This window comes from Coleofasciculus sp. A1-SPW-01 (assembly GCF_040217205.1).
GTDB lineage: Bacteria > Cyanobacteriota > Cyanobacteriia > Cyanobacteriales > Coleofasciculaceae > Coleofasciculus > Coleofasciculus chthonoplastes_A.
This window is the reverse complement of the sequence record NZ_JAVJNP010000032.1, coordinates 1-12,449: the sequence shown is the minus strand read 5'-3', so window position 1 is coordinate 12,449 and position 12,449 is coordinate 1. Positions and strand designations below refer to the sequence as shown.

At 46.2% G+C, this 12,449-nt stretch carries 10 protein-coding genes and 1 pseudogene; 8 read left to right on the top strand and 3 right to left on the bottom strand.

Features of this window, described 5'->3' with window-relative positions:
* Window positions 1–856, bottom strand: an 856-nt coding sequence (locus RH949_RS05760; RefSeq protein WP_446352189.1) for a tetratricopeptide repeat protein, incomplete at its 3' end; no start/stop codon positions are given.
* A 254-nt stretch (window positions 857–1,110) separates the two neighbouring features.
* Complete coding sequence (locus tag RH949_RS05755; RefSeq protein ID WP_446352188.1) at window positions 1,111–1,872, bottom strand: tetratricopeptide repeat protein; 762 nt, start codon at window positions 1,870–1,872, stop codon at window positions 1,111–1,113.
* Between the two features lie 815 nt (window positions 1,873–2,687).
* Between RH949_RS05755 and RH949_RS05750 the strand changes: the two genes are divergently transcribed.
* From RH949_RS05750 to RH949_RS05720, 7 genes are all read left to right on the top strand, one after another.
* Window positions 2,688–3,992: an ABC transporter substrate-binding protein gene (locus RH949_RS05750; protein ID WP_446352187.1), complete on the top strand. Its 1,305-nt coding sequence runs from the start codon at window positions 2,688–2,690 to the stop codon at window positions 3,990–3,992.
* 47 nt (window positions 3,993–4,039) lie between these two features.
* On the top strand, window positions 4,040–4,945 hold the full coding sequence (locus tag RH949_RS05745) for a carbohydrate ABC transporter permease (protein WP_446352186.1): 906 nt from the start codon (window positions 4,040–4,042) through the stop codon (window positions 4,943–4,945).
* Between the two features lie 7 nt (window positions 4,946–4,952).
* On the top strand, window positions 4,953–5,828 hold the full coding sequence (locus RH949_RS05740; RefSeq protein WP_006099575.1) for a carbohydrate ABC transporter permease: 876 nt from the start codon (window positions 4,953–4,955) through the stop codon (window positions 5,826–5,828).
* A 114-nt stretch (window positions 5,829–5,942) separates the two neighbouring features.
* Window positions 5,943–7,037, top strand: coding sequence for an ABC transporter ATP-binding protein (locus tag RH949_RS05735; protein WP_006099593.1), 1,095 nt, complete (start codon window positions 5,943–5,945; stop codon window positions 7,035–7,037).
* Between the two features lie 114 nt (window positions 7,038–7,151).
* Window positions 7,152–7,700 (top strand): hypothetical protein, encoded by a 549-nt coding sequence (locus tag RH949_RS05730; RefSeq protein WP_006099588.1) that lies wholly within the window; start codon window positions 7,152–7,154, stop codon window positions 7,698–7,700.
* Between the two features lie 47 nt (window positions 7,701–7,747).
* Entirely contained in the window at window positions 7,748–9,091 is a 1,344-nt protein-coding gene (locus tag RH949_RS05725) for a TIGR03279 family radical SAM protein (RefSeq protein ID WP_446352185.1), read from the top strand.
* A gap of 369 nt (window positions 9,092–9,460) precedes the next feature.
* Window positions 9,461–10,777 carry a helix-turn-helix transcriptional regulator gene (locus tag RH949_RS05720; protein ID WP_006099529.1) on the top strand — a complete coding sequence of 439 codons (1,317 nt, stop codon included), beginning with the start codon at window positions 9,461–9,463 and terminating at the stop codon, window positions 10,775–10,777.
* 41 nt (window positions 10,778–10,818) lie between these two features.
* Here the strand turns inward: RH949_RS05720 and RH949_RS05715 are convergent.
* Window positions 10,819–11,034, bottom strand: a pseudogene (locus tag RH949_RS05715) (hypothetical protein); the annotation flags it as partial.
* 152 nt (window positions 11,035–11,186) lie between these two features.
* Here RH949_RS05715 and RH949_RS05710 point away from each other — a divergent pair.
* Window positions 11,187–12,050, top strand: a complete 864-nt coding sequence (locus RH949_RS05710) for a sensor histidine kinase (RefSeq protein WP_446352190.1) — start codon at window positions 11,187–11,189, stop codon at window positions 12,048–12,050.
* Window positions 12,051–12,449: the final 399 nt, after the last annotated feature.

The window sequence follows — 12,449 nt, the reverse complement described above, 5'->3', positions numbered from 1 at the left end:
TGTCATAATTGGCGATCGCCTCTTCATATTCTCCTAAATCAGCCAGCGCCACACCCCGCATGAACCAAGCTTGGTGGAAATCAGGTTGGATTTGAAGGGCTTTGTCATAATTGGCGATCGCTTCTTCATATTTACCTAAATCAGCCAGCGCCACACCCCGGTTGTACCAAGCTTGGTGGAAATCAGGTTGGATTTGAAGGGCTTTGTCATAATTGGCGATCGCCTCTTCATATTTACCTAAATCAGCCAGCGCCACACCCCGCATGAACCAAGCATAGTGGTTATCAGGTTTGAATTGAAGGGCTTTGTCAAAAGATGCGATCGCACCGAGAAAATCCCCTGCATCAAATTGCTGATTCCCTCGATTAAACCACACTTCTGCCTGCTCACTATCGCTATTTTCAATAGAACTAATCGAATCTGAAAGCGATGTCTCAGCCGATACCCTCTTCCTTTCTTCCACCGCCACCACTTCCTCCCCTTTTCCCGCAGGTTTCATTAACAACTCCCTGCCAATCTCTGCGGCGATTTCCCCCAATTCCCCACACCCTACCCGACTCAATCGCACCAACTGCGACGCCAACTGATGATCCGCCTCTGGCAATTTCCGTAACCGCTTCCCATACTCTCGCAGCCACGCCTTAAAATAGCGGTCATTCCGATGTCCTAAATGTTGGAATACCTCTTCTGAGTTCCATCCCTGACTCACCCCAGTTAGCAGTTGTCCAAATAGCTGCTGATAGTCTGTATCACTGAGGCGTTGACGTTTCACCCGCCTGTGTCGTTTCTGTTTGAGGAAGGGGGGTAATATCGGCTGAATTAGCCGGATTAGCCACCGCCAAAACCGCTTCACCATTGGCTTGTCGAAAAGGGGGTATTATTTTAGTGTATATCGTTATTTTATCAATGGACAATTAATAATTGATAATTGATAATTGATTAATTGGGTCTCTCGAACTTGTCACCCTCATCCCCTAACCCCTTCTCCCATCGAGGGAGAAGGGTAACCAGACTGTTCAATATACTATGATAAGTCTCTAAACTACTTCCTCTTACATACCTCTTGCTCCCCTCTCCCCGGAGTGGGAGAGGGGCTGGGGGAGAGGGGTTTTAATTCACATCAATATCACGCATCCCTTTGATATCTGGAGACGATTCAATCGGTGATATAGCGCTTTCTTTTTCTCTTAATTTATCCATCGCTACACCCCAGTTGTACCAGGCTAATTGGTAATCGGGTTTAAGTTGAATCGCTTTCTCATAAGAGGCGATCGCACTTTGATCATCTCCCAACTTCCCCAAAGCCAACCCCCGATTATTCCAGGCTTCGGCGTAGTCGGGTTGGTGTTGAATCGCTGCGTCAAAAGACGCGATCGCACCGAGAAAATCTTGGTCGGCGAGTTGCTGTTTCCCTTGATTGAACCAGGTTTCGGCGGCATCACTTTCGCCTGTTTCGCTGTGATCTGTGTCTCCCGTTTCTTCCCGATAAGCTTCCCCTTTCCCCGCCGATTTCGCCAATAAATCCTTGCCAATTTCTGCCGCAATTTCCCCTAATTCTCCACAGCCGACACCACTCATCTGCAATAATTGCCAAGCGAACTGATGATCCGCCTCGGGTAATTGGCGCAACTGCTGTCCATACTCATACAGCCACACCTTAAAAGCGCGATCGCTACTCTGATATCCTAAATGTTGCAGGATCTGTTCCCGATTCCATCCCTGATTCACCCCAATCACCAATTGCCGAAATAACTGATGATAATCTGCATCACTCAGGCGTTTTTGCCGTCGCCTGTATTGTTTGGGTTTCAGGAAAGGCGGTACGATTCGCCAAATCAGCCGCACTAGCCATTGCCAAAGCCGCTTGATCATCTGCTTGTCGGAAAGGGGTTATTGTCCCAGTGTATATCCTTGGATCATCGGGGTTGGGTCAATCCTGTCTCATGCGATCGCCAGTCGAGTCGGCTAAAAAATCGGATTAATTAAGGTCAACTGGGGAAATATAGGAAAAAATCAGTCATTTCCCCCAAAGCTTTGGCTAGGCTAATTTATTAGGTAAAATTCTAAAAAAGCATCGTCACTTATTCCATTGAATTTTAGCCATGCCACTTTGGTTTAATGCTGAGTTTCAGTCACTCCCCATAATGCACCCTCTAATGGGGCATAATCATCAATCTCTGTGAGTATGGCGAATGACGAATGACGTAGCTGGCTTCTCGCTTGGGCGAGTATGACAAATGACCTGCTTATAACTCTTTTGGTAAAATGTCAACCAACTATCGAGGTATGAATTATGTTCAAAAATATGTTACAAGTATCCTTTTACACCCGTCAATCGATTGACCTAGCCGATTTTGTCTGATTGTCCTCCAGGAAATGTTAACTTAAATAAAGTTAAGTTTCATTTCTTTACATCTACCCCTAACCTAAAGTATAGCAACCGCCATAGCGGTTAGGACACATCATTTATGTAGAGACGCGCCATGGCGCGTCTCTACAATGGTGCCGAAAGTCCTAATCGATGTGTCTACTGCTATAACATCTCATGAAATCAAGTAATGAGGTTAAGGGCTTGATAAGCGTTAGCTAGAATGAGGCTGAAGCTTATCAGCAATCCTGTGTGAGACAGCCTGTCATTGTCATCGCACAGTAGTGAATTGAACCTTATTGAATTGTCAGAGCATCCAATGAACATTAGTCAGCAATTGGGCAAACTCAAACGAGGCATCTTCAGAATCAAAAAAATTCCTCGTTTTTTAATCTTACTGATTGCCACAATTGCCACGATTCAATTTCTCATTCTCCCCGCATTGACGCAACAACCCGTCACGGTTCAAGTATTGATGAGCGCCCTAGAAGCATCCCAGTGGCAAGAATTTGTCGATGAATTTGAAGCACAAAATCCCAATATCAATCTAGAAATCCTGGAAGGACCTAACGAAACTAACCTGGTAGAAGACCTTTATACCTCGGCGTTCTTACTCGGTGATTCACCTTACGATCTCGTTTATCTAGACATTGTTTGGGTCCCAAAATTTGCCGCAGCCGGATGGTTAATGCCTCTATCTGACCGAGTTTCCCAAGACCAATTATCGAAGTTTATGCAAGGGGATGTAGAGGGAGGACGCTATAACGGTGAACTGTATCGGATGCCCTTGCGTTCCGATGGGGGTATGCTCTATTACCGTACTGATTTATTAAAGCAGGGTGGATACGAACCCCCCGAAACCTTTGCCGAACTCATGCAAATTTCTCAAGCCTTGCAACAACAAACAGGAGTTGAATGGGGATATTTATGGCAAGGAAAGCAATACGAAGGTTTATCTGCCATGTTTGTGGAAATCCTGGAAGGATTTGGTGCCTTTTGGGTGAATCCAGACACACTAGAAGTTGGACTAGATCAGCCAGAAGCTATCCAAGCGGTCGAATTTTTACTGAATACCATTGAAAAAGAGGTTTCTCCTCCCGGCGTCACCACTTATGCTGAAGAAGAAACCCGCCGCTTATTCCAAAATGGTGAAGCTATTTTCTTGCGAAATTGGCCCTACGTTTACCCATTAGCCGCAGACTCAGAGATTGCGGGTCAATTTGCGATTAAGCCGATGGTACACCAACCAGCCGATAGTAGTGGTGCTTGCCAAGGCGGATGGGGATTGGGCATTTCTCAATCCACGCAACACCCTGACGAAGCCTGGAAAGTGATTGAATTCTTTAACCGTCCGGATGTCCAAAAACGATTTAGTCTAGCAACAGGTTATGCACCAGCACTCAAATCACTGTATACCGATTCTGAACTGGTGGCTAAATATAGTTACTTTCCCCAAATGCTAGAAGTCCTGGAAAAGGCTGTTCTGCGTCCTCCTATCGCCCAATACGCTCAAGCCTCAGATATTTTACAGCGTTATCTCAGTGCGGCGATTACACAAACAATGACGCCAGAAAAAGCGATGAATCGAGCCGCCCAAGAAACGCGAAGACTTTTAGGAGATTAAGGTTCAGCCGTTAGTTGAACGGCACGTTGTAAGTCGATAAAATTACGATGAAACAAGCTTCAATTCGGCAACGAGAGATAAGAACGGGTTGGTTACTCACCCTACTTGCCATACTTATCTTGCTCATGGTGTTTGCCTATCCCATTGGACGAGCATTTTGGTTAAGTTTATTCAATCAAAATCTCGGCACTGAGTTACAGCCAGAATTTGCTGGCTTTGCCAATTATGCACGGCTCGTGGGTGATGGACGCTTTTGGCAAAGTATGTGGCACACAACGGTGTTTACTGTGTCCTCGATTGCCCTGGAATTAGTGTTGGGAATGGCAATTGCTTTGGTGCTAAATCAAGCCTTTTTTGGGCGAGGTTTAGTTCGCACTGCCGCCTTAATTCCTTGGGCATTACCCACTGCTGTTATGGGGTTAGCCTGGGCGTGGATTTTTAATGACCAGTTTGGCGTTGCCAATGATATTTTGCGATTATTGCCCGCCGTTGAGCCGATTACTTGGTTAGGTGAACCCATTCCGGCAATGATCGCATTAATTGCTGCTGATGTTTGGAAAACAACACCATTTTTCGCGATTATTTTGTTGGCGGGATTGCAATCCATTTCTAAGGATCTTTATGAAGCCCATGCAATTGATGGGGCGACTCCCGTCCAAAGTTTTGTACAAATTACATTACCCCTACTGACCCCGCAAATATTAATTGCCCTCTTGTTTCGATTTGCTCAAGCTTTCGGGATTTTTGACCTGGTACTGGTGATGACAGGGGGCGGTCCAGCGAATGCGACGGAAATGATTTCACTCTACATTTACGACACGGTGAGACGCTATTTGGACTTTGGTTACGGTGCGGCGTTGGTTGTCGTCACCTTCCTCTTGCTAATTCTCGCCGTGGCAATTGTGGGCTTTTTGCTCTCAAAAACCCGGATTAATGTTTTAGGAGACCAATAGATTAATCATGGCAATCGCTCAACAATCATCATCCAAAAACAAATCAAAAATCAATACCAAGCAAATTCTGCTCTGGGTTGGGGTTGTATTAACGCTAATCTTTTGCCTAGCACCAGCCCTTTGGCAAGTTTTGACCTCGTTCAAGATCAATGAGGCGATTTCGACAATTCCGAATGTCTATTTTCCTTCGCCTGATCAACTGACTTGGAATCACTACACGCAGCTATTTGAGCGGTATCCCTTTTTTCGTTATATCCTGAATAGTGCCATTGTTTCATTAACCTCCACCTTCTTGTGTTTAATCGCCGGAGCGCCCGCTGCTTATGCCTTAGCACGGTTACGAATTCCGGGAGAGCGGATTGTTTTAGGCTGCGTTCTTATTGTCAGTCTCTTTCCCTACGTGCTACTGTTTCTGGGACTGCTAGAGGTGGTGAAACTTTTAGGCTTGGGGAATAACTATATGGCTTTAATTGTTCCCTATACCGGAATTAATTTACCCCTGACTATTTTGGTGCTGCGGAGTTTCTTTCAACAACTGCCTAAGGATCTAGAAGATTCTGCCCAGGTTGATGGGTATAACACCGTACAAATGCTGTTAAAAATTGTCCTGCCGATGACAATTCCTGCTCTGGTAACGACGGGAATTCTAACGTTTATTTTTGCTTGGAATGAGTTTATCTTTGCTTTAACCTTTATTACGCGAGATGAAATGAAAACCATTCCTGTAGCCGTGGCTCAAATTGGGGGAACTTCTGTATTTGAAATTCCTTATGGTCCGATCGCGGCAGCGACAGTAGCGGGAACGATACCCCTGATTCTGTTAGTGCTATTCTTCCAGCGTCGTATTGTGCAGGGCATCACTGCTGGGGCAGTTAAAGGATGAGATTGTAGGGGCGACCCGCTTGCATCAATTAACAACGGTGTCCATTCAATCAACTCGGGTCACCTTTTACCATTTCTTGACAGGTTCCCATTCAAAACTCAATAGGTAAAAATCATGGCAAAACTCGAACTCCAGAATCTACGCAAAGAATACAATCCAAAAACGGTACCGATTAAAGACATTAGCCTAGATGTCGAAGATGGCGAGTTCATGACATTTATTGGACCCTCTGGCTGTGGTAAATCCACATTGCTGCGATTAATTGCCGGATTGGAGACGCCAACGAAAGGCAGAGTAGTGATTAGTGGACAAACGGTTAACGGCGTTCCCCCAGGCGATCGCAATATTGCCATGGTTTTCCAGAGTTACGCCCTCTATCCTCACATGACGGTGGAGGAAAATATCAGCGCCTCGCTGAGAATCCGTAAAACTTCTAGCGATGAAATTCGCAAGCGCATTGATGATGTGATTATCAAGCTAGATTTAGACCGCGCCTTACTCGAACGCAAACCCGGTCAACTCTCCGGTGGACAACGGCAACGGGTAGCGGTTGCCCGCGCCTTAGTTCGAGAACCGGAAGTCTTTTTATTAGATGAACCCTTGAGTAACTTAGATGCCTTACTGCGAGAACAAGTTCGGGCGGAACTCAAGCAACTATTTAAATCCCAAAACAAGCCCGTCGTCTATGTTACCCACGACCAAACCGAGGCAATGACCCTCTCGACTCGAATTGCCTTGCTGTATGAGGGCGTCTTGCAACAGCTTGATACCCCCTATCAGATTTATACCTACCCGGCGAATAGTTTTGTTGCCAGTTTCATGGGCAGTCCCCAAATGAACCTGCTAACCCTTAGCTGTCAGGAGAATTATGCCATTCTGGGTAACTTTAAACTGAAAATGCCCGACCTGCGGAAAAAACCGCGCCAAATTATCATGGGTGTTCGTCCCGAAAATGTGCGGATTGCTAAGCAAGGAGATGAACAAACCATCAAGGGTAACGTGTTTTTGGTCGAAGATATGGGTAAAGAAAAACTGATCAGCGTGCGGGTGCAGGGTTCAGACGGGTCAGAAGGCAAGACGATTCGGGCGTTGTTAGCTGCTGATAACTACTGGGATGGTGAAGAAGATACGGTGACTCTCACCCTACCGGAGAAAACGATGCACTGGTTTGATGTCGAATCAGGCGATCGCCTCACGCATCATTCCTAACCGACCCAATCATCTACCCGTAGAGACGCGCCATGGCGCGTCTCTACACGGTGGGGTCAGGTTTTCCCTATACCTTTATGATTAGAAGTGGGCGTCTAGTCGAAAAATCATCAGATGGACTTTCTAGAACTTGATCCAGGTCACGTCGATATTATTCTCCAATATAAAGCTAAGTTAGAAAAGTTAGGGGTTCAACTCAATGATGAACATCTAAAAGAAACAATCTACAACTATGCCCACAACTTAGAACCCTCGATTCAAGCGTTCATTGAGTACTGTGCCAAGGGACTACTTGAGAAGCCAAATGATTATCTGATCAAAGCCTTACGCTACGGTTGGAAACCGCGAAACATTGCCAATCCCCCCGAATTACCTGTATTCACGGCGGCTGATTTTGATACCGGACAGACTCCAGAACAACGACAAGAGAACTACCGCCGATTGTGTGACTTGGTGAAACAGTCTTGCCATTCCTCCAGACCATCCACCGGACTGAAACCCCTGCGCCGTCTGCGCCTCTATGGTCAACGACCTGATCCCACCACCATTGCCCAATTCATGGCAGATCCCATTCTTCGACCCGAAATAGAACGGGCAATTTCCCAGCATCCAGAATGGGGGTATGAAATTACACCCAATGGCGTTCAAGAACTAGAATTTTGAATTCCCTGTTCCCTGTTCCCTGTTCCCTGTTCCCTGTTCCCTTTCCAATGAGTGAAACTTCTATCCGTCCAGCTTTAATTAATAAAGTAATCCCCAACTCCATTGCCGCTGAGGTGGGGTTTGAACCCGGTGACGCCATTGTCTCGATTAATGGTACACCTCCCCGTGACTTAATCGACTATCAATTTCTCTGTGCTGATGAACTATTGGAATTAGAAGTCCGAGATGCGGCGGGAAACATCCATTCTGTAGAAATTGAGAAAGACTATGACGAGGATTTAGGACTAGAATTTGAAACTGCCTTATTTGATGGCTTAATTCAGTGTAATAATCGTTGTCCTTTTTGCTTCATTGACCAACAACCTCCCGGAAAACGACAGAGTTTATATCTCAAAGACGACGACTATCGGCTCAGTTTCCTCTATGGTTCATACTTAACCCTAACCAACCTCACTCAAAGCGAATGGAATCGCATCGAACGCCTACGTCTATCTCCGTTGTATGTTTCTATCCATGCCACTGAACCGGACGTTCGCAGCCGACTCCTCAAAAATCCTCGTGCTGGGCAGATTTTAGACCAATTACAATGGTTTCAGGAACGACGATTACAAATTCATGCTCAAGTTGTGGTTTGTCCTGGTATTAATGATGGCATTCACTTAGAACGAACCCTCATAGATTTAGCCCAATTCCAACAGAATGAAGTTCCTGCTGTTGCGTCAGTCGCTGTCGTTCCTGTGGGATTAACTCGCTTTCGTCCCTCAGAGGATGAATTAATCCCTGTTAGTCGCCAGAAAGCAGCAGAGGTGATTCAGCAAGTTCAATCGCTACAAACAAAATTTCGCCAACAATTCGGGTCTACCTTTGCTTGGTTAGCGGATGAATGGTTTTTAATCGCCCAACAGGAATTACCGTCAGAATCTCATTATGAAGATTATCCCCAAATTGGGAATGGTGTGGGTTCAATTCGCCAGTTTATTAAACAATTTCAAGATGCAGCAACGCGGATGTTACCAACTCGTGTGGAACCTGCGCGAGAATTAACCTGGGTGGTCGGTAATGCAGTGGAAACAGCGTTTGTTCCACTCGTGCAGCAGTTGAATAAGGTTGAGGGATTGGAGGTCAAACTAGCCGCGCTACGGAGTGAGTATTGGGGACAAGAGATTACGGTTACGGGGTTATTAACTGGACAAGATTTGCTTGGGTCATTGTCAGGAAAAGATTTCGGCGATGGGATTTTACTGCCTTCAGTCATGCTGAAACATGATGATACGCGATTTTTAGATGATATGACCGTGTCAGAGGTGAGTCATCAGTTAGGAACTAAAATTTGGGTGGTTCGTGGTATTGAGGAATTACTTGAACGTTGTGTGGCAAAACAATTAAGTTAATTGATCAGGACTGACCTAAATTTTGTCATCTTTGGCTTGTAGTAAGGGCTTCAGCCCTATCTTTTGTTGGGTAACAGTCGTCAACCCAATCTACAATATTCCACAATTTTAGCTGTGTCAGTCCACGACTGGTATGACCCAGCTAAAATAGGGCTTTGTTTGCAGTGAACACAAAGAGTGCTCTAACGCCTAGCTGAAGAGGGCTGAAGCCCTCACTACGAAGCCAACCTATCCCACAATTTTAGCTGGGTCACGCCACTACCCCAGTTGGTGCGTACTCAAATGACTGATGTGAGCAAAATCTATTTCTCCTCATGAATATGAGTTAACCTGAAGGATGAAATAGGTTATAAGTGTGAGCATCGAACGGTGATTTCTCAGGATTTTCTCAAAACCATTGCGACTGAACGCAATTTATCCAAATCGGAACTAGAGGTGTTGTCCCTGGCGATGGAGGGTCATGGAACGGCTGCGATCGCGTCTCACCTTCAGATTAGTGGGGATGCTGTGCGTAAGCGGCTTAGCGAAGTCTACCAAAAGTTTAAAATTCCGGGTAGAGGTCCGGTTAAGCTGACCAAATTGCAACAAATCCTGGTTAACCGCTATCAAGAGTATCTCCAGCAGCAAAAGGATACCCCAAACCGTCCCCCTGTTTCAGAGAGTCCCCCTACCTCACCCCAGCCACAAAATCGCCGGGATTGGGGTGAAGCACCCGATGTTTCTGTATTCTACGGGCGTGGCGATGAACTGAAAACCCTGGAACGGTGGATTATTCAGGAACACTGTCGCTTAGTGGCGCTGTTGGGGATGAGTGGTATTGGGAAAACGGCGTTATCGGTGAAGTTGGCGAAACAGTTACAGGATAACTTTGAGGTTGTCCTGTGGCGATCGCTACGTCAAGCCCCTTCTGTGTCTGATCTTCTCGCCGCTTTAATTCCAGACTTGTCCCCGCAACCGGAAACGGTAATCCCTAAAACCCCTGATCAGCGCATTTCTTGGTTGATTGACTATTTTCGACAGCATCGTTGTTTGGTCATTTTGGATGGTGTGGAGTCGATTTTGCAGAGTGGAAAGTTAGCCGGGATTTACCGAGAAGGCTATGAAGAATATGGTGATTTTTTCCGTCGTTTAGGAGAAGAACCGCACCAAAGCTGTGTATTAATTACGTCTCAGGAAAAACTGAATGAAATTTCGTTATTAGAAGGTGAGACATCACCTGTTCGTTCCTTTAAGTTAGAAGGGTTAGGAGACGCGGCTCGATTAATTTTAAAAGAAAAAGGATTGTCTGGCGAGAAAAAATGGCATCCGTTAATTCAAGGGTATCGCGGTAATCCGTTTATGCTCAAGCTGGTGGCGACGACGATTAAGGAAGTGTTTGATGGTGACGTGACGGATTTTTTATCAACGACGTTGTTCACTCATGATATTAGTGATTTTATTGAGGAAGTTTTAGACCGCTTATCGGAATTAGAAGAAAGAGTATTGGTTTATCTGGCTCACCAAAAAGAGGCGATTTCGTTTAAAGCATTGCAACAGCATTTTAGCGACACATCGCCCCAAGAAGTGATTCGGGCGCTGGGTTCTCTGAGTCAGCGATCGCTGGTGGAGAAGTCGGAGGGTCGATTTATTTTACCACCTGCTGTTCGGGAAGTGACGCTGCAATTAATGACTCCGTTAGAGGATTGAAGCCACGGCGATTGAAATCGCTGCTACACAAACAAAGTCCTAAAGTAGATTGTAAGATTACCAGTGGCATAGAAGTCAGTGCGTTCTCGCCACCACCACTTGAGGCAAGCCAGCAGGAGTTCTATTTGATCTCGATGTAGGTCACTTTCCAAGGGAGGTTCATCACTCAACAAATCGCATGGAGGAATAATAATATCCTCTGTGTTGTTAAGGGAAGTAATTTGATCTGTTGGTGCTGAATCCTTGGCAAGGGTCATCGGGAAGGATGGTATACTTCTATCTTTAGTTTAAGGGTCAGATTCGCTGATGAGCGATCGCGCGTTGCTGCCAAATCCGTTTTTGTAATCTTACCTTTTCTCCTTCCCTTCTGCCTTCTGCCCTAAACTCTACGCCCTGAAGGGGTGAAGCCCTGGATGAAGCGGTAGCGTTTATTCTAGATATTAGCGATCGCAAACAATCTGAGGCAGTTTTAAAGCGACAATCTCAGGAATTAGCCCAAGCCAACCGCCTAAAAGATGAGTTTCTGGCAACCCTTTCCCACGAACTCCGCACACCCCTGAATTCAATCCTGGGTTTAGCCAAGCTTCTACCCATGCGCCGCTTGAATGAAGAGAAGATGGCGCGGGCGCTGGAGACGATTTCTCGCAATACTCAATCCTTGGCGCAACTGATTGAAGATGTCCTGGATATGTCGGATATTATCAGCGGAGAATTGACGCTGCATGTCTCGTCGGTGGAACTGATGCCGATTATTGAACGGGCGATGGCTTCTATGCGGGCGGCGGCTGAGGCAAAGGCACTGCAAATCGAGACTCAGTTAGATACTGAAGTTGCTCCCATATTAGGGGATGCCAGCCGCTTACAGCAAATTGTCTGGAACTTACTCTCCAATGCGGTCAAATTCACACCTAAGGGAGGACAGATTCAGGTTCGCTTAGAACAGATTGAGGATCAGGCGCAAATCCAGGTAAGTGATACCGGGATTGGGATTCATGCTGAGTTTCTCCCCTTTGTCTTTGATCGCTTCCGTCAAGAAGACGGTTCACTGACGCGATCGCATGGTGGTATAGGGATGGGATTAGCGATCGTGCGTTACCTAGTGGAACTCCAAGGCGGTACCGTCTGGGCAGAAAGTCCCGGATCAGGTCAGGGTGCCACATTCACTGTGCGCTTTCCCATCTTTCCTCAAGGCAGAAGGCAGAAGGCAGAGGGCAGAAGGCAGAGGGCAGAAGGCAGGGGACAGGAGGAAAGAGGCAAAAGAGAATCGCCGTAGTGCGTTAAGCGAAGCCATGCCGCAGGCTTTGCGTCTCGCTCGCTATTTGGTCAAGGAAAGCACACAATGTCCAAGTTAGCCTGCTCTCGTTGGGTTTCGTTCCAAGAGTCCAACCTACAAAGGTGACATGCTCCCAAGTTTTCACCGTTAAAATCTAAGTAATATGATGTCCGGCAAATCACCCTCACCCCATCTCCCTCTCTCCCCCTCAACCCATCACCGTAATTATGGGTATTCAACCGGACATGATATAACCTGTGTGACATACTCCTACACCAACCTGAGTACAGGTATGGTGTAGGCTTCCAAGACAATCCGACTATTGTTTAGGAGACTCTTGGCTTTATTAACGACACGGGATGCCCCTCCGCGCCGGAACAATACAAAAGTCTGTTCGTG

Excerpts from the sequence above, each read along its gene's own strand:
- RH949_RS05755 (WP_446352188.1), bottom strand. The coding sequence starts at position 1,872 with ATGATCAAGCGGCTTTGGCAATGGCTAGTGCGGCTGATTTGGCGAATC.
- RH949_RS05750 (WP_446352187.1), top strand. The coding sequence starts at position 2,688 with ATGAACATTAGTCAGCAATTGGGCAAACTCAAACGAGGCATCTTCAGA.
- RH949_RS05745 (WP_446352186.1), top strand. The coding sequence starts at position 4,040 with ATGAAACAAGCTTCAATTCGGCAACGAGAGATAAGAACGGGTTGGTTA.
- RH949_RS05740 (WP_006099575.1), top strand. The coding sequence starts at position 4,953 with ATGGCAATCGCTCAACAATCATCATCCAAAAACAAATCAAAAATCAAT.
- RH949_RS05735 (WP_006099593.1), top strand. The coding sequence starts at position 5,943 with ATGGCAAAACTCGAACTCCAGAATCTACGCAAAGAATACAATCCAAAA.
- RH949_RS05730 (WP_006099588.1), top strand. The coding sequence starts at position 7,152 with ATGGACTTTCTAGAACTTGATCCAGGTCACGTCGATATTATTCTCCAA.
- RH949_RS05725 (WP_446352185.1), top strand. The coding sequence starts at position 7,748 with ATGAGTGAAACTTCTATCCGTCCAGCTTTAATTAATAAAGTAATCCCC.